This window comes from Sulfitobacter indolifex (assembly GCF_022788655.1).
Taxonomy (GTDB): domain Bacteria; phylum Pseudomonadota; class Alphaproteobacteria; order Rhodobacterales; family Rhodobacteraceae; genus Sulfitobacter; species Sulfitobacter indolifex.
In genome coordinates, this window is the sequence record NZ_CP084954.1 from 38,835 (window position 1) to 65,277 (window position 26,443).

23 protein-coding genes are annotated in these 26,443 nt (G+C 59.9%); 19 read left to right on the forward strand and 4 right to left on the reverse strand.

Annotation, left to right across the window (positions count from 1 at the left end; genetic code table 11):
* The first annotated feature begins 33 nt into the window (after window positions 1-33).
* The 7 genes from DSM14862_RS19025 (at window position 34) to DSM14862_RS19055 (ending at window position 7,705) form a co-directional block, all read left to right on the forward strand.
* Window positions 34-732 carry a GntR family transcriptional regulator gene (locus DSM14862_RS19025; RefSeq protein WP_007121337.1) on the forward strand — a complete coding sequence of 233 codons (699 nt, stop codon included), beginning with the start codon at window positions 34-36 and terminating at the stop codon, window positions 730-732.
* Between the two features lie 131 nt (window positions 733-863).
* The gene (locus tag DSM14862_RS19030; RefSeq protein WP_007121336.1) at window positions 864-1,826 is read left to right on the forward strand and encodes a dihydrodipicolinate synthase family protein; all 963 of its coding nucleotides are present in this window, start codon (window positions 864-866) and stop codon (window positions 1,824-1,826) included.
* 175 nt (window positions 1,827-2,001) lie between these two features.
* Complete coding sequence (locus tag DSM14862_RS19035) at window positions 2,002-2,793, forward strand: cyclase family protein (protein WP_040702036.1); 792 nt, start codon at window positions 2,002-2,004, stop codon at window positions 2,791-2,793.
* Between the two features lie 51 nt (window positions 2,794-2,844).
* Window positions 2,845-3,276: a MarR family winged helix-turn-helix transcriptional regulator gene (locus DSM14862_RS19040; protein ID WP_243254634.1), complete on the forward strand. Its 432-nt coding sequence runs from the start codon at window positions 2,845-2,847 to the stop codon at window positions 3,274-3,276.
* Between the two features lie 9 nt (window positions 3,277-3,285).
* Entirely contained in the window at window positions 3,286-5,436 is a 2,151-nt protein-coding gene (locus DSM14862_RS19045) for a thiamine pyrophosphate-dependent enzyme (RefSeq protein WP_243254626.1), read from the forward strand.
* A 2-nt stretch (window positions 5,437-5,438) separates the two neighbouring features.
* Window positions 5,439-6,977: an indolepyruvate oxidoreductase subunit beta family protein gene (locus DSM14862_RS19050; protein WP_243254635.1), complete on the forward strand. Its 1,539-nt coding sequence runs from the start codon at window positions 5,439-5,441 to the stop codon at window positions 6,975-6,977.
* 125 nt (window positions 6,978-7,102) lie between these two features.
* Window positions 7,103-7,705 (forward strand): LysE family translocator, encoded by a 603-nt coding sequence (locus DSM14862_RS19055; protein ID WP_243254627.1) that lies wholly within the window; start codon window positions 7,103-7,105, stop codon window positions 7,703-7,705.
* On the opposite strand, the gene DSM14862_RS19060 is transcribed toward DSM14862_RS19055, so the two are convergent.
* Both DSM14862_RS19060 and otsB read right to left on the reverse strand, forming a co-directional pair.
* Window positions 7,702-9,477 carry a glycoside hydrolase family 15 protein gene (locus tag DSM14862_RS19060; RefSeq protein WP_007121546.1) on the reverse strand — a complete coding sequence of 592 codons (1,776 nt, stop codon included), beginning with the start codon at window positions 9,475-9,477 and terminating at the stop codon, window positions 7,702-7,704. The genes DSM14862_RS19055 and DSM14862_RS19060 overlap by 4 nt on opposite strands.
* 45 nt (window positions 9,478-9,522) lie before the next feature.
* Entirely contained in the window at window positions 9,523-10,269 is a 747-nt protein-coding gene (gene otsB, locus DSM14862_RS19065; RefSeq protein WP_243254628.1) for a trehalose-phosphatase, read from the reverse strand.
* Window positions 10,270-10,466: 197 nt separating this feature from the next.
* On the opposite strand from otsB, the gene DSM14862_RS19070 reads away from it, so the two are divergent.
* From DSM14862_RS19070 to DSM14862_RS19080, 3 genes are all read left to right on the forward strand, one after another.
* A complete protein-coding gene (locus DSM14862_RS19070) occupies window positions 10,467-11,435 on the forward strand; it encodes a DNA topoisomerase IB (protein WP_040702011.1) in 969 nt (322 codons plus the stop codon).
* A gap of 97 nt (window positions 11,436-11,532) precedes the next feature.
* Complete coding sequence (locus tag DSM14862_RS19075) at window positions 11,533-12,129, forward strand: exopolysaccharide biosynthesis protein (protein WP_007121273.1); 597 nt, start codon at window positions 11,533-11,535, stop codon at window positions 12,127-12,129.
* Between the two features lie 163 nt (window positions 12,130-12,292).
* Complete coding sequence (locus DSM14862_RS19080; RefSeq protein WP_050770481.1) at window positions 12,293-13,696, forward strand: alpha,alpha-trehalose-phosphate synthase (UDP-forming); 1,404 nt, start codon at window positions 12,293-12,295, stop codon at window positions 13,694-13,696.
* A gap of 8 nt (window positions 13,697-13,704) precedes the next feature.
* On the opposite strand, the gene DSM14862_RS19085 is transcribed toward DSM14862_RS19080, so the two are convergent.
* Entirely contained in the window at window positions 13,705-14,472 is a 768-nt protein-coding gene (locus tag DSM14862_RS19085) for a DeoR/GlpR family DNA-binding transcription regulator (RefSeq protein ID WP_040702013.1), read from the reverse strand.
* A gap of 222 nt (window positions 14,473-14,694) precedes the next feature.
* Between DSM14862_RS19085 and glpD the strand changes: the two genes are divergently transcribed.
* From glpD to DSM14862_RS19130, 9 genes are all read left to right on the forward strand, one after another.
* Window positions 14,695-16,284 (forward strand): glycerol-3-phosphate dehydrogenase, encoded by a 1,590-nt coding sequence (gene glpD / locus DSM14862_RS19090; protein ID WP_040702012.1) that lies wholly within the window; start codon window positions 14,695-14,697, stop codon window positions 16,282-16,284.
* A gap of 13 nt (window positions 16,285-16,297) precedes the next feature.
* The gene (locus tag DSM14862_RS19095) at window positions 16,298-17,383 is read left to right on the forward strand and encodes an ABC transporter ATP-binding protein (protein WP_243254629.1); all 1,086 of its coding nucleotides are present in this window, start codon (window positions 16,298-16,300) and stop codon (window positions 17,381-17,383) included.
* Entirely contained in the window at window positions 17,383-18,468 is a 1,086-nt protein-coding gene (locus DSM14862_RS19100; protein ID WP_007121389.1) for an ABC transporter ATP-binding protein, read from the forward strand. The genes DSM14862_RS19095 and DSM14862_RS19100 overlap by 1 nt, the downstream gene beginning before the upstream one ends.
* A complete protein-coding gene (locus DSM14862_RS19105; RefSeq protein WP_007121388.1) occupies window positions 18,465-19,337 on the forward strand; it encodes a carbohydrate ABC transporter permease in 873 nt (290 codons plus the stop codon). Before DSM14862_RS19100 ends, DSM14862_RS19105 begins: the two co-directional genes overlap by 4 nt.
* A gap of 50 nt (window positions 19,338-19,387) precedes the next feature.
* Entirely contained in the window at window positions 19,388-20,227 is an 840-nt protein-coding gene (locus DSM14862_RS19110) for a carbohydrate ABC transporter permease (protein ID WP_243254636.1), read from the forward strand.
* A gap of 15 nt (window positions 20,228-20,242) precedes the next feature.
* Window positions 20,243-20,515, forward strand: a complete 273-nt coding sequence (locus tag DSM14862_RS19115; protein ID WP_007121386.1) for a DUF2160 domain-containing protein — start codon at window positions 20,243-20,245, stop codon at window positions 20,513-20,515.
* Between the two features lie 87 nt (window positions 20,516-20,602).
* Window positions 20,603-22,300 carry an ABC transporter substrate-binding protein gene (locus tag DSM14862_RS19120; protein ID WP_040702056.1) on the forward strand — a complete coding sequence of 566 codons (1,698 nt, stop codon included), beginning with the start codon at window positions 20,603-20,605 and terminating at the stop codon, window positions 22,298-22,300.
* A gap of 78 nt (window positions 22,301-22,378) precedes the next feature.
* The gene (gene glpK, locus DSM14862_RS19125; protein ID WP_040702080.1) at window positions 22,379-23,875 is read left to right on the forward strand and encodes a glycerol kinase GlpK; all 1,497 of its coding nucleotides are present in this window, start codon (window positions 22,379-22,381) and stop codon (window positions 23,873-23,875) included.
* Complete coding sequence (locus DSM14862_RS19130; RefSeq protein ID WP_007121450.1) at window positions 23,839-25,011, forward strand: iron-containing alcohol dehydrogenase; 1,173 nt, start codon at window positions 23,839-23,841, stop codon at window positions 25,009-25,011. Before glpK ends, DSM14862_RS19130 begins: the two co-directional genes overlap by 37 nt.
* Before the next feature lie 35 nt (window positions 25,012-25,046).
* Here DSM14862_RS19130 and DSM14862_RS19135 read toward each other — a convergent pair whose 3' ends face one another.
* Entirely contained in the window at window positions 25,047-26,441 is a 1,395-nt protein-coding gene (locus tag DSM14862_RS19135) for a M20 family metallopeptidase (RefSeq protein WP_007121449.1), read from the reverse strand.
* Window positions 26,442-26,443: the final 2 nt, after the last annotated feature.

Here is a 26,443-nt window from a genome sequence, read left to right on the forward strand (position 1 = left end):
GAGCCAAGATTTTCGAAAGGGCGGCATAACCCCATGACCAGCAAACCTAAATCGGCAGAGCGCAAACGCGGGTCCGGGGCGCAATTTGTCTATTCGATCTTACGCGATGAAATCCTTGACCTAACCCTGCTCCCCGGGAGCCCCATCGACGAGATTCGCCTCTCCGAGCGGTTGTCGATGTCGCGCACCCCGATCCGTGAGGCATTGGTGCGACTGGCGAGCGAGGGGCTGGTGACCACGCTGCCCAACCGCTCAACCGTGGTGTCGAACATCGACTTCATGAATCTGCACACCTTTTTCGATGCGATGACATTGATGTACCGCGTCACGACGCGGCTTGCGGCACAGTTTCATACGCCCGCAGATATGGCCGCTATCCGCGCTCGACAGGCTGAGTTCGCAAAGGCGGTAGAGGCACAAGATGCATTGTCGATGATTGCCACAAATCGAGAGTTCCACGCCGAGATCGCCCGCGCGGGGCGTAACCCCTATTACGAATCGCTCTGCCTTCGGCTTTTGGATGAGGGGCGGCGGCTTCTGCGGATGTACTACCAGTCTTTCGACGACCAGCTCCCGAATGAGTATGCGCAAGAGCATGAAGACCTGATTGCGACCATTGAAGCCCGCGATATCTCTCGTGCGGATTCTCTGGCGAAAACCCATGCCGACCAAATCGTGCGGCAGATTCAGGCGCTGATTTCACGCGACCGGCGGCAACATATCGACATCTAAGCTACTGTAGTGATGTCGTAATTTAGAAAGCATGCCTCGTGGAAAGATTTTTTGTCGACAAATAAAATACAATCATTAAAATGCAGGCAAGCCCGGCAACAACGCAGCCGGTTTCTATGATGGAGAGATAAATGAACCCTTCGATTTTTTCCGGCTGCATCCCGGCCCTGATGACCCCCTGCACTGAAGACCGCAAACCCGACTTCGATGCACTGGTGCGCATGGGCAAAAAGCTGATCGCCGATGGTATGAGCGCGGTCGTATACTGCGGCTCAATGGGTGATTGGCCGCTGCTGACCGATGCTGAGCGGATGGAAGGCGTTGAACGCTTGGTCAACGCGGGCGTTCCGGTCGTTGTTGGTACGGGTGCTGTGAACACCAAGCTGGCCGCCGAGCACGCAGCCCATGCACAGAAAGTTGGTGCAAAAGGTTTGATGTTGATCCCGCGCATCCTGTCGCGTGGTACTTCGGTCGCTGCCCAAAAGGATCATTTCAAAGCTGTCCTTTCCGCCGCGCCGGATCTTCCGGCCGTGATCTACAACAGCCCCTATTATGGTTTCGCCACCCGCGCTGATCTCTTCTTTGCGCTGCGGGCCGAGCATTCGAACCTCGTCGGTTTCAAGGAGTTCGGCGGCGCAGACGACCTGCGCTATGCGGCTGAAAACATCACCAGCCGCGATGATGACGTGACGCTGATGATTGGCGTCGACACCACTGTTTTCCATGGTTTCGTCAACTGCGGTGCCACGGGCGCCATCACTGGCATCGGCAACGTGTTGCCGCGCGAAGTGTTGCATCTGGTGGCCCTTAGCCAAGCCGCAGCGGCGGGCGATGCCGAAGCGCGCCAGCGGGCGCAGGAACTGGATGCGGCGCTTGGTGTTCTGTCCTCCTTTGATGAGGGTCCCGATCTCGTGCTTTATTATAAGCATCTGATGGTGCTCGAAGGCCATGCAGAATATGCGCTGCATTTTAACGAGACCGACGCGCTGAGCGACAGCCAACGCGGCTATGCCGAGGCGCAGTATAAGCTGTTCCGCACTTGGTATGCCGATTGGAGCAAGCAAGGCGGCGCGGTCGCCAAATACGCGGCCTAAGTTCCCGGCCACCTCTCCCCGGCTGGGCAGGCCCGTCGCATCTGCGGCGGGCCTTTTGCGTTGCCGGACAGTCATTTCAAAGAAGATAATTGCAAACGCATATAAATTTGACTAGCATCCTCTCAGGGATCAACGCACCGGGAGCGGGTGCGCCAATTTGGGGAGAAAAATTGAGATGAGTGCAACAGATTTAATGCGAGATTTCGGGGCGATGCTCGCCTCTGGCGGGGTCGAAGTGGTGGACTGTTCTGGTGTTTTGGGGCCGGATACGCCGATCCTGCAACTGCCAGCCGATTTTGCCAAGCCGACGCCGAAAGTCGAGATCCACAAGATCAGCGAATATGATGAAGACGGCCCGTTCTTTGCGTGGAACTGGATGGTCTTGGGCGAGCATTCCGGCACGCATTTCGACGCGCCGCACCATTGGATCACCGGCAAAGATTACGAAGACGGGTTCACCGATACGCTTGACGTGCAACGCCTCGTCGCGCCGGTGAATGTGATCGACTGTTCGCAACAGTCCCAAGAAGACCCTGACTTTTTGCTCGACGCCAAGGGCATCAAGGAATGGGAGGCCGAGTATGGCGAGATTGGCGAGGGCGAATGGGTCGTCATGCGCACCGATTGGGACAGCCATGTGAACGACGAAGCGCGGTTCCTCAACGCGGATGAGACCGGCCCCCACAGCCCCGGACCGACCCCGGATGCGATTGAATATCTGATGAGCAAAAAGATTGTTGGTTGGGGCACCCAATGCATCGGCACCGACGCGGGCCAAGCGGGCGGGATGGAGCCGCCGTACCCGGCGCATAACCTGCTGCACAAGAACAACTGTTTTGGTCTGGCAAGCCTTGCCAACCTCGACAAACTGCCGCCCAAAGGCGCGATCCTGATTGCGGCACCGTTGAAGATCAAAAACGGCACCGGCAGCCCCATTCGGGCGCTGGCGCTGGTGCCGAAGGGCTGATCGGTGACGGATACGCCACTCACCAAGGCGGAGAATGCGCCGCTCGATCAGATGGGGCTCGATAACTTCGCGCCCTATCTGATGAACCGGATCATGGGGCGGTATAATGCCGCCCTGTCAGCCGAGATGGCGGCGCTTGGCTTGACCACGCCGCAGATGCGCTCCTTGGCGGTGCTTTCGGTCACGGATGGGATCTTGATCCGTGAATTGGCCGTCTATGCGGTGGTTCAGCAATCTACGCTGAGCCGCGCGCTGGACGCGCTGGTGCGCGACGGTTTGGTGCGGCGTGAGACTGACGCGGCCGACAGCCGCGCAACCCGCGTCTACCTGACTGAAAAGGGCGGCGATGCCTATGCCCGGCTCTGGCCGCATATGGCCGAAGCCTATGGCGCGATGTTCAAGGGCATCGACGCCGCCGAGAAAGAGGCCTTTGTGGCCACGCTGCGCACCATGCTGCGTAATATCCGAAAACACGATTTTTAAGAGGGTCCTATGGCCGAGCGTTCGTTCAAGGCAGAGGTGGAACACCTGCGCAAAGGAGACGGTGACGTCTTCACAGGTGAGGGTATCCTCGCGATCACCAAAGCTCTTCTGGAAAACGGGGTCGGCTATGTAGGCGGCTATCAAGGTGCGCCGATTTCGCATCTGATGGATGTGCTGGCGGATGCCGAAGAGCTCATGGGGGAGTTGGGCGTGCGGTTCGAGGCGAACGCTTCTGAGGCTGCCGCCGCGGCAATGCTGGCCGCTTCGGTGCACTACCCCATTCGCGGTGCGGTGACCTTCAAAGGCCCGGTGGGGGTTAACGTGGCTTCAGATGCGCTGGCGAACCTTAGCTCCTCAGGCGTGACCGGCGGCGCGCTGGTGATCGTGGGCGAAGACTACGGCGAAGGCTCGTCGATCATGCAAGAACGCTCTCACGGCTTCGCAATGAAATCGCAGTTTTGGATGCTTGACCCGCGCCCGAACCTGCCTTGCATCACGAAGGCGGTGAAGGACGGGTTTGAGCTCAGCGAGGCCAGCAACACACCTGTCATGCTCATGGTCCGTATCCGGTCGTGCCATGTCACGGGCAGTTTTGAGACCTGCGACAACCAGCGCCCGCCGTTGACCGTCGCCGAGGCCGCCGCCAATCCGCGCTCGGATTTTAACCGCGTGGTGCTGCCGCCGATGTCCTATCTGCATGAGAAGGACAAGATCGAGAACCGCTGGCCTGCGGCTGAGAAGTTCATTCGTGAGAACAAGTTGAATGAGGTCTTTGGCCCCAAAGAAGCCCCCTTGGGTATTGTGGTGCAGGGTGGGATGTACAACTCGGTGATCCGCGCGCTGCAACGTCTCGGCCTAGCCGATATCCACGGTGAAACCGAGGTGCCGCTTTATGTGCTGAACGTCACCTATCCACTCCTGCGCGATGAGTTTGACGAATTCTGCGCAGGCAAGGATCATGTTCTGGTGGTCGAAGAGGGCCAGCCCGATCACATCGAACAGCAGCTCGGCTCCTACCTCTACAAGCTCGAACGCAAGGTGAAGCTGCACGGCAAAGACGTGCTGCCGATGGCTGGCGAATACACCGGGCAGGTATTGCTCGATGGGGTCACGGATTTCCTCAAGGTCGCTGCACCAGACATGTTGCCCGGCAAGGTGCGCGCCCCCAATGCCGAAGCGCCCGCGATCCCCGATCTGTCCGACACGGTGCCAATCCGCCCGCCCGGTTTCTGCACCGGCTGCCCTGAGCGCCCGATCTTTGCCGCGATGAAACTGACCGAGCAGGAGTTGGGCAAACACCAGATTACCGGAGATATTGGCTGCCACCTGTTCGGCGTTCTGCCCCCCTTTGAGATCGGCGGCTCGACCATGGGCTACGGGCTTGGACCGGCCTCTAACGCCGCCTTTGACGGCGGCGGCGACAAACGGGTGATCTCGATCATGGGCGACGGCGGGTTCTGGCACAACGGGTTATCGACCTCGATCGGGAACATGGTTTTTAACAAATCCGACAGTGTGGCGGTGATCGTTGACAACTACTATTCTGCCGCCACCGGGGGGCAGGATGTGATGTCGTCCCGCGCGCATAATGACACAAAATCGACGAATAACCCGATCTCTAAGGCGCTCAAGGGCGTGGGTGTGGAATGGGTGCGCCAGATCGACCGGACCTATGATGTCGGCAAGCTGCGTGAGGTGCTGCGCGAGGCGCTGACCACCGATTACAAAGGGCCGAAGGTGATCGTCGCCTCCTCGGAATGTATGCTGAACAAGCAGCGCCGCGAGAAGCCGCTGCGCAACAAAGCGATCAAGGAAGGCCGCCGCATGGAGGTGCCGCGCTTTGGCGTCGATGCGGATGTTTGCACCGGGGATCACGCCTGTATCCGGCTCTCGGGCTGCCCGTCACTGTCGCTGAAACGGCTCGACGATCCGCTGCGCGATGATCCGGTGGCGCATATTGATCAAACCTGTGTCGGCTGCGGCAACTGCGGCGAAGTGGCCGATACGGCGGTGCTCTGCCCGTCCTTCTATCAAGCCGATGTGGTGCATAACCCGACCCGTTTTGAGCGGTGGCGTGCCGATAAGACCAGTCAGATCATCAACTGGCTGCAAAGGCGGCGCGACGCGAAGCGGCTGCGCAGCGAAGGAGTGACGACGTGAATATGATCCTGCCGCAAAAGACACCCGATGCACGTGTCGGTGAAATCATCAAGCTCGCGGTCATGGCCGTGGGCGGGCAGGGCGGTGGCGTCTTGACGGGCTGGATCGAATCCATGGCGCGGGCCGAGGGCTATGTCTGTCAGGCGACCTCGGTCGCCGGTGTGGCGCAGCGGACGGGGGCTACGATCTATTACGTCGAAATGGCCCGCAAAAGCGCGTTAGAGCCGGTTTTTGCCCTCGCCCCTGCGGCGGGCGATGTCGACGTGTTGATCGCGGCTGAGATGATGGAAGTCGGTCGCGCGGTGATGCGCGGTTTCGTGACGCCAGACCGCACCACGCTGATCGGCTCGACCCACCGCGCCCTTGCGGTGAGCGAGAAGATGGCCCCCGGAGACGGCATTGCCGACGCGGATGAAGTCCGCGCCGCTGCAGAAATTGCTGCGCAAAAACTGGTGTTGGAGGATATGGAAGGGCTGGCCGTCGGCGCGGGCTCTGTCATTTCCGCCTCGCTTTTCGGCGCATTGGCTGGCTCTGGCGCGCTGCCGTTCCGTCGCGAAGCTTATGAAGATGCGATCCGCGCGGGCGGCAAAGGGGTGGAGCCTTCGCTGCGTGCCTTTGCTGTGGGATATGATGCGGCGCAGGGCCATCTGCCTACCGCCTCCCCCGTCACAACGGACGAGTTCGAAACCCCCTTCCGCCTTACCGGCCCCCAAGCGTTGCAAAGCCACTGGGACGGGCTTGTCACCCGCGCCGATGCGCTGCCGGAAGCGGTGCATGATCTGGCGTTTGCGGGCCTGTCTAAGGTGGTAAATTTCCAAGACTGCGCCTATGGCACGCTCTACCTCAACCGGCTCGATACCGTGCTGGCCCGTGACAGTGCCGCCTGCGATTGGCGGCTGTCGGCGGAGGCTGCGAAATACATCGCCAATGCCATGGCCTATGATGACATCATTCGTGTCGCCGACCTGAAAACCCGCGCGCCGCGCTTTACCCATATCCGGCAGGAAATGCGGGCGGGCGACGCAAACCTGATGCAGTTGACCGAATACTTTCACCCCCGCGCCGAGGAAATCGCAGGGCTAATGCCCGCGCGTCTTGGGGCCAAGGTGGAGGCAAGCGACACATGGATGGCCCGGCTGAACCGGTGGTTTGATAAGGGCCGCCGCCTGCGCACGGACCGGCTGCCCGCATTCTTGATGCTGCATGTGCTGGGGGGGCTCAAGGGCTACCGCTTGAAAACCCACCGCCACGCGATTGAGATGGCGCATCTAGATGATTGGCTTGCGCGCAGTTTGGCTGAAGTAGATGCCGACTATGATGTCGCGGTGGAGCTGGTGAAATGTCGTCGGCTTATCAAAGGCTATTCCGACACCCACGCGCGGGGATTGGGTAAGTTCGACAAGGTGATGGATGCCGCTGATCTGCTGCGGGGGCGCGATGATGCGGCGCAATGGATTGCGCGCCTGCGGGAGGCGGCCTTGCAAGATGCCGAAGGCAAAGCGCTTGATGGGGCCATCGCGACAGTGCGTTCTTTCGTTTAGAGGCGGTGCCTATTTTCTGTGCAAATCCTGCGTGACTTTTGAAAGGACGCGCAGGTTGCTCGCATACCAATTGACCGGATGAGAAAGCCGCGCATAGCTGATGCTGAACAACCGGGGTCACCACCATGGAAATTTCGCATCTCATCGCCTTCAACATCGCGCTCATCGCGTCGATCCTCAGCCCCGGCCCGGCCTTTCTGATCGCGCTGAAAACCACGCTGAGTTCTGGGCGGCAGGCGGGCGTCGCCGTGGGGCTTGGCCTTGGCCTTGTCGCCTCCTTCTGGACCCTTGCCGCGCTCTTGGGGTTGGAGGCGGTATTCCTAGCTTTCCCATGGGCTTATGCCCTCGTCAAAGGGGTTGGCGCGGTCTATCTACTCTATGTCGCCTATGGCATGTGGCGCGGCGCGCGTGAACCTGTGACAACCACCGTGAAACCTGCTCGTCATGCCTTCCGGCAGGGGATGATGATCAACATCCTAAACCCCAAATCGGTGCTTTTCGCTGCAGCGGTACTGGTGGTCATCTTCCCGGAAAAGATGCGCTTGAGCGAGAACCTGTTGATCGTCGCCAACCACTTGATCATTGAAGTGATCTTCTACACCACGCTCGCCTTCGGCATGAGCCGCCCAGCGGTGAGCCAGCGTTATCTGCGCGCAAAGGTTTACCTCGACCGGGTCGCCTCGGTCGTGCTGGGGCTCTTGGGGTTGCGACTGCTGTTCTCGCGTTAAAGCTCAGCCTCCCAACGCCGCGACAGACGCATCGCGCCGTTGATGATCCCGACCATCGAATAAGTCTGCGGGAAGTTACCCCAACCTTCGCCCGTGGCGAATGCCGTGTCTTCTGACATGAGGCCAAGGTGGTTGCGGGCTTCCAGCAATTCTTCGAACAGCTTGCGGGCCTCTTCCTCACGCCCAATGCGAGCAAGCGCATCAATTCGCCAGAAGGCACAGACGTTGAAGCCCACCTCCGGGACGCCAAAATCATCCGCTTCCTCATATCGTAGCATGAAGGGGCCGCGGCCCAGCACTTCGGACAACCGCTCCACCGTCGCGATGAAACGCGGGTCTTTCGGCGGCAGGAAACCGACCTCCCCCATAAGCAGGACACTTGCATCCAAGGTGCTGCCGCCAAAGCTTTCGACAAAGGCGCCGCGGTCCTCTGACCATGCATTGTCGAGGATTTTATCGCGGATCACCTCCGCCCGGTCTGACCAAAGGGTGGCGCGATCTTCCAGTTCCAGATGCCGCGCAATCTTGCCCAGCCGGTCACAGGCGGCCCAGCACATCAGCGACGAAGACGTGTGAATTCGCGCGCGGCTGCGCAGCTCCCAAATTCCCGCATCGGGCTGATCGTGCAATTCCCAAGCCTGCTCGCCCAAAGGTTCTAACTGTTCAAATGCCGTGCGCCCGGTGTTGAGGGGCAGGCGGTGATCAAAGAAAGCGGGCGCCGCCCCGAGGATGATATTGCCGTAGGTGTCATGCTGGAAATGCTCATGTGCCTGATTGCCGATCCGCACCGGCCCCATGCCGCGAAACCCCTGCAAGCTGGGCGAGATGCGTTCGGTCAATGCCGTTTCAAGCCCCAGCCCCAGCACCGGCTGGATATGCCCGCCTTCGGCATCGGCGACGGCATTCATCAGCCATTGGAAATAATGCTCCAACGTACGGGTCGCAGCGAGGCTGTTGAGCGCGCGGACCGTGAAAAACGCATCACGGACCCAGCAATAGCGGTAATCCCAATTGCGCCCTGAATCCGGGGCTTCGGGCAGCGAGGTGGTAATCGCGGCGATAACCCCACCCGTGGCCTCATAGCTGCACAGTTTCAGCGTGATCGCAGCGCGGATGACGGCCTCTTGCCACTCAAAGGGGATCGCCAGCCGCTGCGTCCAGCGCTGCCAATAGCGCGTGGTTTTGGTGCGAAAGGTGGTGCCGATCTGCTCGGCACTGTCTGACAGCGTCTCGTCCGGGCCGAGAATGAAGGTCATTTCGCCTTCAAGATTGATCAGCCGCGCGTCAAGCACATGGTCAATCGGCGCGTCGGTGGTCAAGCGCATGTTCTGCTCTGGCCCGACGAAACGCACATGGTTGGAACCGCGGGTAAGCGTCGGGGCGACCTCCCCCCATTGGAAGCGCGGGCGCAGACGCATCCGCACACGGGGCGAACCTTCGATACGCCGCACCTGGCGCACCAACATTTGCGGGCGAAAGCTGCGGCCATAGGCCGAAAAACGGGGGCAAAAGTCGATAATCTCAACCGCGCCCTTGGGACTGCGCAATACCGTGCGCAGGATCGCGGTGTTGGGCAGATAGCTCTGTTCGCTTTCGGTCATGCCTTCAAGTTCGACGGCAAATTCACCATCACCCTCTTCGCCAGCACCATGCCCCATGAGACTGTGAAAGACCGGATCACCGTCAAATCGTGGCAAGCAGAACCAATTGATTGCCCCTTCGCGACTGACCAATGCTGCAACAGCGCAGTTCCCGATAACACCCAGATCCATAAGTTCCTCTTTTCCATTCTCAACGCGTCTGCCGGGCGAACCAAGTCAGCGCAAAATCTCTTCTAGCCAATCGGCAAAGCCTGCCACATCGTCGATCCGGTGCTGCGCCTGCGTGGACCCCTGACCGATCTTGATACCAAAGCCACCCAATGCCTGAGCTGCGCGAAACCCGTCTTCGTCGGTTACATCATCGCCAACCATCACAGGCAGACGATCGGCAAAGACGGGAGAGGCCATGAAACGCTCAACCGCGCCACCCTTGTCGACACCTTTAAGCGCGACCTCGCTGACCATTTTGCCGTGTAGGCCACGCAGGCTGGCGTTTTCACTGGTAAGCCTATCGACAAAGGCACGGCAGGCGTCGCCTTGATCGGGTGCTTTGCGGTAATGCACGGCGATCGCGCCGGGCTTACGCTCTGACGTGACACCCTGCAGCAGGGCAAATTTCTCAACCCGGTCAATGACCTCGGTGGGGATGCCTGCGTCTTGTGTCGTCACATGATCATCGGCCCCCAATCGAAGCTCAAGACCGTGAGAGCCCGAAACCGGTAGGCGCAATGCGCCCAGAATGCCATCCACATCCGCGAGCGCACGACCCGAGATCACCGCCACCGCGCCATCGGTCGCCGCAACGAGACGGGTCAGCAATTGGCGCGTACGATCGGGCAGGCAGGCATCTTCTGGATTGTCGACGATGGGGGCCAAAGTGCCGTCCAGATCCAGAAAAAACGCGTGGCGCTGGACTGGGATCAGCGGCGGCAGATCGTTGTGCGGCAAGGTGGTGCTGTCCATAGGCTCGGGTCTATCCGTCTCATGACGCGGGTATTTCACCGAGAAACCTATGCGTCGCCGCAGCGAAATCAAAGTCTTTATGCTGCAACTGCGCAAAGACCTGCAGAGCGCACAGCGGGAACCCATGCACTGCAAGAACGTTAAGCAGAACGTCGCCCTCTATTGCCTGCCTCGCATGCTTGCCCCCGGAAACCCCGATGAACGCACCGTCCTCGCTTAGATACTACCCCGACAGTAAGCCTGGCATTGCCCGCCGACGCTGCGGGCGAGGGTTTTCTTACTTCGCGCCGGATGGCGCGTGCATCAAAGACAAGGTTGAACGCGAGCGGCTGGTAAAGTTGGCGGTGCCCCCGGCCTATGAACAGGTCTGGATCTGCCCTCATGTGAATGGCCACCTACAGGCCACAGGTTTCGATGCGCGGGGGCGCAAGCAATATCGCTATCATCCGCTCTGGTCCGAGGCGCAAGCGCAGGAAAAATACGCGAGTTTGGTCGATTTCGCCGAAACCCTGCCCCGGCTCCGCCGTCGGGTCCGCCGTGATCTGAAAGGCGAACTGGGCGACCGCGCCTTTGCACTAGCGGCCGCGGTCGCGATGATTGACCGTTTGTCTCTGCGGGTGGGCAATCAGGTCTATGCCAAAACCAACCGCACCTATGGCACGCTGACGCTGAAACGGCGGCACCTGACGTTGCGCGATGGAAAGTTGCAGGCGTCCTTCATGGCGAAAGGGGGCAAACGGGTGCGTCGACAAATTGCCAATCGAACCCTTATGCGCGCACTTGAAAAGATTCGCGACCTGCCGGGCGCCGACCTGCTAACCTGGGTTGATGACGATGGGACGTCGCGCACGTTAACCTCTTCGGCGTTGAACGATTACATTTCCGACGCTGCAGCCGTAGAAGGGTTCTCGGCCAAGACGTTTCGCACTTGGGCAGGCTCGGTCGCGGCGTTCAATGTGGCGCTGATCCACGATAGACCGACCATTAAGGCGATGGCTGAGGCCGCCGCTGAGCGGTTGCACAATACACCCACCATTGCACGCAACAGCTATATCCATCCGCAGGTGATCGACCTTTGTCAGCATCCGCTGGACCTGCCGGAACCCCCTGATATAGACGATATGACCCAAGCCGAACGTGGGCTTTTGGCGTTTTTGCGCGCGTAGGCATAAGTTTCTTTTGTTGTTCAGCCGAACTTTAACCGCGCTCAAGCATTGTTAACATGAATAGCGTTTAGCCTATTTTTAGAAGGATGCGAATTTCATGAGCGATAAAGATGGGTCAACTCTCAGCGGTGTTCTTGATCAAATGGAGCATCTTTCCGGAGGGGCGGATAGGCAGATCACCGTCGAAGAAATCATTGACTGTCTGGGCAAACATTCCTTTGCATCAACCATTTTCGCGTTCAGCCTGATATCCACGTCGCCTGCCAGCGGCATTCCCGGGGTCACGGCCTTTGTGGGCCTTGTGGTCATGTTTTTGGTGGTTCAGATGATTTTTGGCCGCAAGAAGCTATGGCTCCCCGGCTTCATCATGCGCCGGGATATTGCTGCCAAAAAGCTTCGTGCAGGCGTCAAGTGGTTGCGCCGTCCGGTGTCATTTGTGGATCGGTTTTTACATGAGCGCACGACGTTCTTGCTCCATCGCCCATGGATATATCTACCGCTGATTATGGTGCTTTCAGTTACCATTTTTATGCCGTTCATGGAGATCGTACCAACTTCCGGCTCCATTGCCTCTGCAATGATCGCTATATTCGCGGCGGGCTACCTCATGCGGGACGGTAGGGTGGTGATCCTTTCGATGATATTGATGTCGCTGCTGCCTGTTGGCGTTACATGGTTCTTTCTTGGGCGCTAAAAAAATAATCTGGCCGTATCACCTTGCTCCGGCTGCAAAAGGTTTGACCGGCGGCGTCCCAGATGGGAACCTTTGGTGAATTGAACCATTAAACCGTTAGTGGTGGTCGGCGTTCCGTCAATTCAGGCTCGGCGGCCGAAAATGATTGTTCCCGAGGCAAAAAATGGCTGGCAGATTAATTGTAATCTCAAATCGTATCCCGTCAGAGGCCGCCCCTTCTGGTGGATTGGTGTTTGCACTGCATGAGACGCTACGCAAAATCGGCGGCGTCTGGATCGGCTCGCATCCTGAAACCACAGATGACCCTGCTGAAAGTCTAAGCGAATACGGCGATCAGGGTGAATATGCACGGCTGAGCTTCAGCCTTAGCCCAGAAGACTACAAAAACTTCTATCTCGGCTTTTCCAATTCGGTGCTCTGGCCCGTCTGTCACCGTCGTGGCGATCTGGTAAAGCTCGACCGTGGGTTTGAGCGGGGCTATAGCGCTGTGAACGCGCGCCTTGCCCGTCAGGTAATGAAGGTCGCCGCGCCGGACGATATGATCTGGGTGCATGACTATCATTTCTTTCCCCTTGCGACAGAACTGCGCAAACTTGGCTTTACGGGCAAAATTGGGTTTTTCTTGCATGTTCCCTTCCCCGCTTTGGGTGACATGGGCGCCCTCCCGCGGGAGGCCAATCTGGCGCATTGGCTGGCGGATTATGACCTTGTTGGCTTGCAGACCCGCGCCGACGTAGCGCGCTGCCTTGAGATGTTCCGCGCCGAGACTGATGCCGAGTTTCTAATGAACGGCACGATCAAATGCGGTGCACGCGCTGTGGCGATCCGGTCCTTCCCCATTGGCATCGACGTGGAAACTTTTGTGCAGGCCGCACAGGGAGGAAGCGAGCAAGATCGGCTTGCCGATGATATGGCAGGCGACATTGTCATTGGCGTGGACCGGCTGGATTATTCCAAGGGCCTGCCCAATCGTTTCCGTGCTTTTGGCCGCTACCTTGAAACCCGTGATGAACGTGAGCGGCGTGTGAGTATGGTTCAGATCGCCCCGCCAAGCCGCGAGGAAGTCGCCGCCTACCGCGAGTTGCGCTACGAGTTGGAAGAATTGGTTGGCCGCGTGAATGGCGAGCATGGAGAGATCGACTGGACCCCGTTGCGTTATATTCACCGCAATCTTGACCGCAATTTATTGGCAAGGCTCTACCGCCGTGCGCGGGTGGGGATCGTCACGCCATTTGCGGATGGGATGAACCTTGTCGCTAAGGAATACGTCGCAGCACAAGACCCCGAAGACCCGGGCGTATTGATCCTGTCGCATATGGCGGGTGCCGCCGAAGACCTGACCGATGCAATTTTGGTCAATCCCTATGACATCGAAGAGATGAGCGAAGCGTTGAAAACGGCATTGGCCCTACCTTTGGAGGAGCGCAAACGCCGTCATGCCAAATGCATGGCGCAGGTGCGCGCGACCGACGTAAGCCGGTGGAGCCAGACTTACGTACAGGCGCTCAAGACCTGCGCGGCAACGCTGGTGGTCAAACCGCCGGCACGGGAATGGTCAGAGGCTTAGGATCAGCATCACTCCTCCGGGGCGAAGTGCACTTCGGTTCCCCAGCCGTCGCATTTTTCAGCCAAGCCAGCGGGCAGGGGCAGATCGGTAAAGAACATATCAACTTCTCGGGCCGAGGCGATGCGCGCCGGGGCAGAGCGTTTGAATTTGGAATGATCCGTCACCAGAAAGGTCTTGCGCGACTGTGCGATGATACATTGGCTGACACCCACCTCTTCGATGTCGAAGTCCAAGAGATCGCCATCCGCATCCATGGCCGAGCAGCCGATCACCGCAATGTCAAATTTGAACTGACGGATCGTCTCAATCGTCAGATTGCCGACCAAGCCACCGTCCATGCGGCGCAGCGCACCCCCCGTTAGCACGATGCGGCATTCGGGATTGACGACCAAAATATTGGCCACGTTCATGTTGTTTGTGACCACCATCAGATCGCGGTGATGGAGCAACGCGCGGGCCACTGCCTCGGTGCTGGTGCCGATGTTGAGAAAGACCGAGCAGCCGTCAGGGATGTGTTCGGCACAGGCGCGGGCGATGCGCGTCTTAGCCTCCTCATGCAGGTTGCGCCGCTCGGCATAGCCGATGTTACTGGCGCCCGAGGGCAGCACCGCGCCGCCGTGCACCCGCTCCAACTTGCCGCTATCTGCCAGTTCGGTGAGGTCACGGCGGATGGTCTGATGGGTGACGCCGAAATGTTCGGCCAGCCCATCGACGGTGACTTTGCCTTCGCGTCGGGCGATTTCAAGAATGTCGGGATGGCGGAATGTCTGTGAAATGGGCGTCGCTCCTGCCTGCTGTTGGCGCATTATCTCCATCGCTTTGGCTAACGCAAGCAATCGCGCAGCAGCTTACGCTTAACATGTTCGCTATGCCGGTAAAACGAACATAAACGAAAATAAAACTTGTGCAAATGAGAGTCGTTTCGTAACACTGCCCCCGAATTGGACAGTCTGAGCTTGGGGGAGGGCCGGATCGTGAACCAACAGCCCGAGAGCCATATGACCACGGCCCCGGTCGATCTTTTCGTCATCGGCGGCGGTATTAACGGTGCTGGTATTGCACGCGATGCCGCAGGGCGGGGTCTTAGCGTGACCTTGGCCGAGATGAATGATCTGGCCTCCGCGACCTCTTCGGCTTCGACCAAACTGTTTCATGGCGGTCTGCGCTACCTTGAGTATTTCGAGATCGGCCTCGTGCGGCACGCGCTGACCGAACGCGAAGTGTTGCTGAAAGCCATGCCGCATATCTCTTGGCCGATGCGCTTCGTGCTGCCCTATCACCGCGACATGCGCTTTGAGGGGGACACGCCGACCTCCAAATTGCTGCGGCTGTTCATGCCGTGGATGCGCGGCCGCCGTCCGGCTTGGCTGATCCGCTTGGGCCTGTTTCTTTATGACAATCTCGGCGGGCGCGAAATTCTGCCCGCCACCCGCAGCCTTTCTTTGCGCGACACGCCAGAGGGCGCGCCGCTGGAGGATCGGTTCGAAAAAGCGTTCGAATATTCTGATTGCTGGATTGAGGACTCGCGCCTTGTGGTGCTGAACGCCCGCGACGCAGAATTGCGCGGCGCCCGCATCCTGACGCAGACCAAAGTGCTCGCGGCCTCTCGCGAGGGTGGTGTCTGGGCCGTGACGGTTGAGCACGGCAAAGACGGCCCGCAAGAAGTGATCCGCGCGAAAATGCTAGTCAACGCGGGCGGCCCATGGGTAGGCGAGATTATCCACAACACCGTGCGGCTGAACTCCTCCGAAGGGGTGCGGCTGGTGCGCGGCAGCCATATCGTGACCAAACAGCTTTACGATCACGACAAATGCTATTTCTTCCAAGGGACCGATGGGCGGATCATCTTCACGATCCCTTATGAGCAAGATTTCACCCTCATAGGCACCACCGATGCAGATCACCCCGATCCTTCGGTCGCCCCGGAATGCACCCCCGAAGAACAAGATTACCTGATCAACTTCGTAAACGGCTATCTCAAGCAGGACATCACCCGCAAAGACATCGTTTGGACCTACTCCGGCGTGCGCCCGCTTTATGATGACGGGGCCAGCAGCGCCACAGCGGCCACGCGGGACTATACGCTGAAAGTGGATGAAACCGGCGGCGCGCCGATCCTCAATGTCTTTGGCGGCAAGATCACCACCTACCGCAAACTGGCCGAGGATGCGCTGGAGCTGATCGCCCCTCATTTCAACGGGCTGTCAGGGCATTGGACCGCTGGTGTGGCGCTGCCCGGCGGGGATTTCCCGGTGGACGGTGTGGCGCGGTTGATCGCGCGGCTTAGGTCGGATTACGAATTTTTGGATGAAAGCTGGGCAGCGCGGTTTGTACGGGCCTATGGTACCGATGCACGCACCATCCTGGGCGAGGCCGCGACGCTTTCGGATTTGGGCGAGCATTTCGGTGCGACGCTGACCGCGCGCGAGGTGGCTTGGCTGATGGACCGCGAATATGCGCAGACCGCGCATGACGTGATCTGGAGACGCAGCAAGCTTGGGCTGCGATTGAATGAGACGCAGGTTGCGCGTCTGGATAAATGGATGCAGGCGCGCGCAGCGAAACAAGCTGCCTCTGCGGCAGAATGAGGGGAGGACGAACGTGAGTTTGATCCTGAAAAACGTGTCGAAGAAAGTGGGCGGTCAAACGCATATCCACCCGACCGACCTGACCTTGGAAAAGGGCACGATGAACGTGCTCTTGGGGCCGACATCTGCGGGCAAGACGTCGCTGATGCGGCTGATGGCCGGGCTGGATGTGCCCAACACTGGACAAGTGATCTGGAACGGCGAGGATGTCACCGGCATGCGGGTGCAGGACCGCAAGGTGGCGATGGTCTATCAGCAGTTCATTAATTACCCGTCGATGACGGTCTATGACAACATCGCCTCGCCGATGAAGTTGGTCGGTAAATCCAAAGACGAGATCGACCGCGCAGTGCGCGAGACGGCAGAGTTGATGCAGCTGACCCCGATGCTTGACCGCAAGCCGCTGGAGCTTTCGGGCGGCCAGCAACAGCGCTGTGCTTTGGCGCGGGCGCTGGTGAAAAACGCAGGTCTCGTCCTGTTGGATGAGCCGCTGGCAAACCTCGACTACAAATTGCGCGAAGAGCTTCGCGCCGAGATCCCCCGCATTTTCGAACGCGCCGGGTCGATCTTTGTCTATGCCACGACAGAGCCGGAAGAGGCGCTGCTTTTGGGCGGCAACACCGCGACGCTTTGGGAGGGCCGCGTGACGCAATTCGGCCTGACGCCAAGCGTCTACCGCCGGCCCGAGAATGCCACGACGGCGCGGGTCTTCTCCGACCCGCCGATGAACTTCCTGAGCATGACCAAATCGGGAGGCACCCTGCGCTTCGATGGCGGCGAAATGCCCGCACCCGCCAGTATGGCGAGCCTCAGAGACGGCGAATATACCGCTGGCTTCCGCCCCAACCACCTGACACTCGCGGCGCAAACACCGGGCGCGATCGCGTTTGACGCAAAGCTGAACGTGACCGAGATCACCGGATCGGAAACCTTTGTTCACCTCGACTATCACGGCGCAAAATGGGTCGGGCTGGTGCATGGCATCCAGCACCTGAAGCCGGGTCAGCCGCTGTCGGTCTATCTGGATCCAGCGCATATCTATCTCTTTGACGCGCACGGGGCTCTCGTCTCTGCCGCGCCCTATGCGGAGGCGGCATAATGGCCAAGATCACGCTTGATAACCTTGCGCATTCCTATCTGCCGAACCCCGGCCATGAGGATGACTTTGCCCTCAAGGAATTGAACCACGACTGGATCGACGGCGAAGCCTATGCGCTTTTGGGCGCTTCCGGTTGCGGCAAGTCTACGTTGCTCAACATCATTTCGGGGCTGTTGCAGCCTTCGCAGGGTCGCATCCTGTTTAACGATGTGGACGTGACCCACGCCCCCACCGCCGAGCGCAACATCGCGCAGGTGTTCCAGTTCCCGGTGGTCTACGACACGATGACCGTGCGCGACAATCTCGCCTTCCCGCTGCGCAACCGGGGTGCGGATGCCTCTTATATCGCGAGCCGCGTTCAGCAGATCGCGCAGATGATCGGCATGGAAGACGAATTGAACCGCAAGGCGCGGGGCCTCACGGCGGATGCCAAACAAAAGATCAGTCTCGGCCGGGGCATGGTGCGCGAAGATGTCAACGCGCTGTTGTTCGATGAGCCGCTGACGGTGATCGACCCGCATATGAAGTGGGAATTGCGCACGCAGTTGAAATCGCTGCACCACGAGTTCGGCCATACGATGATCTATGTGACCCATGACCAGACCGAGGCGCTGACCTTCGCGGATAAGGTCGTGGTGATGTACGATGGTCGCGTCGTGCAGATTGGCACACCGCAGGAATTGTTCGAACGGCCCGCGCATACTTTCGTGGGCTATTTCATCGGCTCACCGGGGATGAACCTGTTTGACGCGCAAATCTCGGGGAATGCCGCGCAGGTCGCGGGCACAAGCATTGACCTGACCAAAAGCTACGCCCCCAAAGGTGGCAAAACGCAACTGGGCGTCCGGCCCGAGTTTATCCGCCTCAACGGCGAAGGCTTGGGGCTGCCTGCCAAGGTAACCCGCGTCGAAGACGTGGGCCGCCATAAGATCATCCGGCTTGATGTGGCAGGCCAGCCGGTCAGCGCCATTGCCGAAGAAGGCGCAACCGTGCCCAGCGAAAACACCGCGATCAGCTTCGATCCGGCGGGCATCAATGTCTATGCCGATGATTGGCGCATCAGCGCAGAGGGAGAGGCCGCATGAACAAGACCGTCAACCAAAAGGCATGGTTCCTTGTCCTGCCCGTTCTGATCCTCGTGGCCTTTTCGGCTGTGATCCCGCTGATGACGGTGGTGAATTACTCGGTGCAAGACACCTTTGGCCGGAATGAATTCTTCTGGGCCGGGCTTGAGTGGTTTTCCGACATGCTCGAAAGCGACCGGATGTGGGACGCTCTGGGCCGTCAGTTGATCTTTTCGGGCGTCATTCTGGCAATTGAAATTCCGCTCGGCATCTTTGTCGCGCTGAACATGCCCAAAAACGGCTTCTGGGCCAGCTTTTGTCTGGTGCTGATGTCACTGCCGCTGCTGATCCCGTGGAACGTGGTCGGCACCATCTGGCAGATCTTTGGCCGCGTCGACATTGGCCTTCTGGGTTACACGCTCGACAAGCTGGGGATCACCTACAACTACACTCAAGACATCACCGCCGCTTGGATCACTGTTGTGGTCATGGACGTCTGGCACTGGACCTCGCTGGTGGCGCTTTTGGCCTATGCCGGGCTGCAATCCATTCCGGACGCTTACTACCAAGCCGCCAAGATCGACCAAGCCAGCCGTTGGGCCGTGTTCCGCTACATCGAACTGCCCAAGATGGCGGGCGTGCTGATGATCGCGATCCTGCTGCGCTTTATGGACAGTTTCATGATCTATACCGAGCCGTTCGTCGTCACCGGGGGCGGGCCGGGCAATGCCACGACCTTCCTCAGCATCGACCTTGTGAAAATGGCCATCGGCCAGTTTGACCTCGGCCCCGCAGCGGCGTTCAGCCTGATGTATTTTCTGGTGATCCTGTTGATCTCATGGGTGTTCTACACCGTCATGGTTAACCTCGACAAAAGGGATGGTGTCTGATGACCGATAGCACCGTACAAGCCCCCGGCGCAGCGCCCATTCCCGGCGACATGACCTCCGCCACCACCACAGCCCGTCGCAGCCGTTTCCGGCCCAAAGGGTCGGTCGTGGTGATGACGATTTATCTGCTGTTTTTGCTGCTGCCGATCTACTGGCTGATCAACATGAGCCTGAAGACCAACGCCGAAATCCTCGGATCCTTCTCGCTCTATCCGCGTGACCTGACTCTGGCGAATTATGCCAAGATCCTCACCGATCCGAGTTGGTACATGGGCTATGTCAACAGCCTGATCTATGTGGTCTTGAACACGGTGATCAGCCTCGCCGTGGCACTGCCAGCCGCCTATGCCTTTTCGCGCTACAGCTTCATGGGCGACAAGCACCTGTTTTTCTGGCTGCTGACCAACCGCATGGCCCCTCCGGCGGTCTTCGCGCTGCCGTTCTTCCAGCTTTATTCCTCAGTAGGGCTCTTCGACACGCATATCGCCGTGGCGCTGGCGCATTGTCTGTTCAACGTGCCGCTGGCGGTTTGGATCCTCGAAGGCTTCATGCGCGGCGTACCAAAGGAGATCGACGAGACCGCTTATCTCGACGGCTACTCCTTCCCCCGCTTCTTCATCCGCATCTTCACGCCCCTGATTGCCAGCGGCATCGGCGTCGCGGCCTTCTTCTGCTTCATGTTCTCGTGGGTGGAACTGCTGCTCTCGCGCACGTTGACGTCGGTCGATGCCAAACCCATCGCCGCCACCATGACCCGTACGGTTTCCGCCTCGGGCCTCGATTGGGGTGTGCTGGCTGCGGCGGGTGTGCTTACAATCGTACCCGGTGCGCTGGTTATTTATTTTGTCCGTAACTACATCGCCAAGGGCTTTGCCCTAGGCCGCGTATAAAAGGGGAGACCGCTCATGTCTTGGATGGCTTGGACCATGCCCACCGCGATCTTCTTCGGTGTCATCGCGCTGTTACTCGTCACTTTTACGATCCTCGCGATCAAATTCCCCGAGACGCCGCGCACCGGCATCCTTAGGATTGAAACAACCCGTGGTGACCGTCTGTTCATCACGCTTCTCGGCTCGGCCTTTATCAATTTGATCTGGCTGGGTTTTGAGGCGGGTCCGCAGCCCTATGCGCTGCTGGTCTGCCTTGCCTATGCCGCAGCAGTATTTCGCTGGGTCTAGGCGCTTTCCAACGGCTGATCCCGCATAAACGGGGCGGCCAAACGATACGACCAGATGTCTAGGGAGGACACAATGAAACGTTCAATGATGAAATCAAGCACCGCGCTTGCGGTCACGCTTGGCCTGCTGGCCGGGCCTGCTTTTGCGGATATGGAAGCCGCGAAAAAATTTCTCGAAGAGAACATCGAGCGCTCGGCGCTGAGCCGCGAAGAGCAAGAAGCGGAGATGCAGTTCTTCATCGACGCTGCTGAGCCGTTCAAGGGCATGGACATCAAAGTCGTGTCCGAGACGATCACAACCCATGAATACGAGGCCAACGTGCTGGCCCCGGCCTTCACCGCGATCACGGGCATCAACATCACCCACGATCTGATCGGCGAAGGTGACGTTGTCGAGAAGCTGCAAACACAGATGCAGTCGGGCGAGAACATCTATGACGCCTATATTAACGACTCTGACCTGATCGGCACGCACTGGCGCTACAAGCAAGCGCGCAGCCTGACCGACTGGATGGCGAACGAAGGCAAAGACGTGACCAACCCCGGTCTCGATCTGGACGATTACATTGGTCTTGATTTCACCACGTCCCCCGACGGTGAGCTGTACCAGCTGCCCGACCAGCAGTTCGCGAACCTCTATTGGTTCCGCCAAGACTGGTTCACCGATCCTGAGTTGATGGCTGAGTTCAAAGAGAAATACGGCTATGAGCTGGGCGTGCCGGTCAACTGGTCTGCCTATGAGGACATCGCTGAGTTCTTCACTGGCCGCACCATCGACGGCGTCGAAGTCTTTGGCAACATGGACTACGGCAAAAAAGACCCGTCGCTTGGCTGGCGCTACACCGATGCGTGGATGTCCATGGCTGGCATGGGCGATGTCGGTGAACCCAACGGCCTGCCGGTCGACGAATGGGGCATCCGGGTCAACGAAAACTCGCAGCCCGTCGGTTCCTGTGTGACCCGCGGTGGTGCGACCAACGATGCGGCGGCGGTCTATGCGATCACCAAATCCATCGAATGGCTTGAGAAATACACGCCGCCCGCAGCCGCTGGCATGACCTTCGGCGAAGCCGGCCCGGTTCCTGCACAGGGTGCCATCGCCCAGCAGATGTTCTGGTACACCGCCTTCACCGCGGACATGGTGAACGATGCCGCCAAAGCCGTGCTGAACGAAGACGGCACACCCAAGTGGCGCATGGCTCCCAGCCCGCACGGCGCCTATTGGAAAGACGGCCAGAAGGTCGGCTATCAGGACGTGGGCAGCTGGACGCTGATGGAAAGCACGCCCGTGGACCGCGCCAAGGCCGCTTGGCTCTATGCGCAGTTCGTCACTTCCAAGACTGTGGACGTAGAAAAGGCCCATGCCGGTCTGACCTTCATCCGCGAGTCGACCATCCAGCACGACAGCTTCACCGAACGCGCGCCGAAACTTGGCGGTTTGGTGGAATTCTACCGCTCGCCCGCGCGGGTGGCATGGTCCCCCACCGGGACAAACGTGCCGGATTACCCCAAGCTGGCGCAGCTGTGGTGGCAGAACATCGGCGACGCAATGTCCGGTGCGAAAACCCCACAAGAAGCGCTCGACAGCCTCTGTGCCGAGCAGGAAAAAGTGCTGGAACGGCTTGAGCGCGCAGGCGTCCAAGGCGATCTGGGTCCGAAGATGAACGAAGAGCAGGAAGCCTCCTACTGGCTCGAGCAGGAAGGTTCGCCTGTTGCCAAGCTCGACAACGAAGACCCTGAGCCCGAGACCATCAGCTACGAAGAGTTGATCAAGTCCTGGCAGTAAGCCAAACTTTTGGGGGCCGGGGCGCAACAGCGTCCCGGCCCCTTTTTCATGTCCAAACCATTATTCGGGGGCTGCGCCATGACCCATATCCTCGCCATTGATCAAGGTACCACGTCCTCGCGGGCGATCCTCTTTGACGGCAATATGGCCGTAACGGCCACTGCCCAAGAAGAATTCCCGCAGCATTTCCCCCGCTCCGGCTGGGTCGAACATGATCCGGGCGATCTGTGGTCTACCACCGCAGGCACCTGCCGCGCGGTGATCGAAAAGGCCGGCCTGCGCCCGGATGACATCACCGCCATCGGCATCACCAACCAACGCGAGACAACGCTGGTCTGGGACGCCAAGACCGGCCAGCCGGCGCATAACGCCATCGTCTGGCAAGACCGCCGCACTGCTGACTTCTGCCGCGAGTTGCGCGAGCGCGGTGACGACAAGATCATCACCGAACGCACCGGCCTGCTGGCTGATCCTTATTTCTCTGGCACCAAGCTGAAGTGGATACTCGACAACGTCGAAGGTGCCCGTGACCGCGCGCGGGCGGGCGAGCTGCTCTTCGGCACGGTCGACAGCTTCCTGATCTGGAAGCTCACCGGCGGCGCGCGCCATGTGACCGACGCCACCAACGCCGCGCGCACCATGCTCTATGACATCCACAAAGGCCGCTGGAGCACGACGATCTGCAAGATGTTCGACATTCCCGTCGAGATGCTGCCCGAGGTCAAAGACTGCGCCGCCGATTTCGGCACCACGCGCCCCGATCTTTTTGGCCGCGAGATTCCCATCCTCGGCGTCGCGGGCGATCAGCAGGCGGCGACCATTGGCCAAGCCTGCTTTCAGCCCGGCATGATGAAGTCGACCTACGGCACGGGTTGTTTTGCGCTGCTGAACACGGGTGAGACTGCGGTCACCTCTACCAACCGGTTGCTCACGACCATCGCCTATCAACTCGACGGCAAGCCGACCTACGCGCTCGAAGGGTCGATCTTTGTCGCCGGGGCCGTGGTGCAATGGCTGCGCGACGGGTTGAAAATGATCCGCGAGGCAAGCGAGACCCAAGGGCTGGCCGAACAGGCCGACCCGCATCAGAACGTCGTGCTGGTGCCTGCTTTCGTTGGCCTAGGTGCGCCTTACTGGAATGCGGAATGCCGTGGTGCGATCTATGGGCTGACGCGTAATTCCGGTCCCGCCGAATTGGCCCGTGCGGCGCTGGAAAGCGTCGGCTACCAAACCCGCGATTTGCTGGAGGCGATGCAAGCCGATTGGACAGCGCAAGGTCAATCAGGCGAAATCGCCACCCTGCGCGTTGATGGCGGGATGAGCGCCAGTGACTGGGCGATGCAGTTTCTCTCAGACGTTATCGGCGCTTCGGTCGACCGTCCTGATGTGCTGGAGACCACAGCACTTGGCGCGGCATGGCTGGCGGGGCAGCGGGCGGGGATTTACCCTGACATGGAAGGATTCGCCCGCGAATGGGCGCTCGACCGGCGCTTTAAACCCCAGATGGATGAAGCCACGCGGGATGAGAAATACGGCGCATGGAAGCGCGCCGTGAACGCCACGTTGCAGTTCTGATGGAGGTGATCGCGCCTTTTGGCTTCGCCACCGCCGGGCGCATTCGCTTTGGCCGGGGTGTGGCAGGGGACGCTGTTGATGCCGCGCGCGCCTATGGCAGCCGGGTGCTGATTGTGCGCGGTGGCTCTGTCGCTTGGGTGGATGAGTTGAGCCGCGAGCTAACGGCAGCAGGATGCGACGTGACCGAGGTCCGCAGCAGCGGCGAGCCCTCTGTCGACGATGTCCGCTCTGCCGTGGCGGCGGGACGGGGGGCGCAGGTGGTGATAGGCGTCGGTGGCGGCGCGGTGATTGACCTTGCCAAAGCCGCAGCCGCGCTGATCCCTTCGGAATGCGACGTGATGGAACATCTCGAAGTCGTGGGCGGCGGCAGGCCGTTACAGGCCGCCCCGCTGCCGATGATCGCGATCCCGACCACTGCAGGCACCGGCGCCGAGGTCACGAAAAACGCCGTCATCGCCGTGCCGGAGGCCGCACGAAAAGTGAGCCTGCGCGACGTGCGGATGCTGCCGCGCCTGGCCTTGGTCGATCCCGTCCTGACCGACGGCGCACCGCGCGGGGTGACATTGGGGTCTGGCCTCGACGCGCTGGTGCAGGTGATTGAGCCTTACCTATCTAACAAAGCCAACCCGCTGAGTGATGCGCTTTGCCGTGCGGCAATCCCACAAGGGATCGCGGCCCTCAAACGTTTGGCAGAGGCCGAAGACAAAGCCGCGCGGGATGCGCTGGCCTATGTCAGTCTCTCGGGGGGGCTGGCGCTGGCCAATGCGGGGCTTGGCGCGGTGCATGGGCTGGCCGGCGTGATCGGTGGACGTTTCAACGTTCCGCACGGTCTGATCTGCGGGCGTCTGTTGGGGCCGGTGTTGGCGGCCAATAGCCGTGCGCTCGGCGCATCCGTGCGGTTTTCTGAGGTGCAAAGATGGCTGTCAGAGGGCTTTGATCTGCCCGAGACCGATACTTTTGACGCCCTTGCGGCGCTGCTCGACGGCTGGCGGCTCGACCGTTTGAACCGCTGGATTCCCGAAGGGACGGACCTTGGCGAGACTGCGCATGAAGCGGCTATGTCTTCTTCTATGCGGGCGAACCCTTGCGTGCTCAGTCAAGACGCGCTCGAAAGCTGCATCCGCGCGGCACTGTAAGGCGCGCAAGGGCTACAGGCCCCTGCGCGTGTTTTTTATCCGGCGCGCGGCGGTGTATCGCCTTCGCCCAAGTCCCAGAAGACCCCGGCCATCACCCGCAGCGCGTCCCGGCAGACGGGTTTCAGCACATGCTCATCCGGCGCGTGTTGCGAGCAGCTGCGGTAGGAATGCGGCACCCAGACCGTAGGCAGGCCGAGAATGTCACTGAAACTATCGTTGGGCAGGGACCCTGCAAGATTCGGCAGGATATGCGGTGCTTTGCCTGCTGTCTCGGTCAAGGACCGGGCGACGAACTTGACCCAAGGGTGGTCCGCATCCAGACGCGTTGCGCGAAAGAAGCCCCGGTCATGCGGCTCGATCCGTACGTCTTCGAACCCTTGTTTATCAAGGTGACGGCGCAGCGACGGCAAAATATCTTCGGGATCGGTGCCGACGACATAGCGCAGCTGGCAGGTGGCCGTCACATGGGCCGAGATCGCGTTGACCGGCGCTTCGGGAACGCCGCTTTTCATCGCCAGAATAGCAAAGCTGTTCCAGCCATAGGCACGCTCGACCGGGGTCAGGTCTTCTTCGCCCCAATCCATGTCGATGGCCGGGCCGTCGTCGCTCTCAATCGGCAGGTCTTTCAGCGCTTCGCGTACCGAAGGGGTCAGGCTGTCCGGACGCCATTCAGCGATCTGGATTTGCCCCCGTTTGTCGGTGATGGTCGCGAGCGCCTGCGCCAAGATCATCGCCGGATCGGACAGCAGGCCGCCCCAGTTGCCCGAGTGATGCGCGCCCTCGCGCTTCTCGACGATCAGGTCAAAAGACACCCCGCCGCGTGAGCCCATGAACATCGTCGGCACATCGGGTTGCAGGCGCGGCCCATCGGAGGCGATCAGCACATCCGCCGTCAGCTTCTCGCGATGCTCGGTAAAGAACTCCGGCAAGCCCGCGCTGCCGGTCTCTTCGCTCATCTCGATGACGATGCGGCAGTTAAACCCCAGCTTACCGCGCGTTTTCAGAACCGCTTCGATCGCTGCGATGTTGATCAGGTGCTGGCCTTTGTTGTCCGCCGTGCCACGGCCATAAAGCTTGTCGCCTTCCTCAACCAGTTTGAAAGGATGCAGCCCTTCGCGCCACTGATCGGTCTGCGCGCGGATCACGTCGCCGTGGCCGTAGGTCAGCACAGTTGGCAGATCGTCACCCTCGCGGCGCTCGCCCACAAGGAATGGGCCGCCGCGCGGGTCGGGGTTGTCGTGAAAGCTGCAGGCAAAACCCATCGCGCTCAGGCGCGGTTCCATCGTCTCAATCAGGTAGCGTTTGAGTTCGGGTGCTTGGTCCGGGTTCTGGCTTTCCGTTTCGTAGGACACAAGATTGGCCAGTTCGGATTGGAAGGTACCTTCGTCGAAATAGGTCGAAATCGCTTGGATCGCGCTGTCGCGGCTCATGG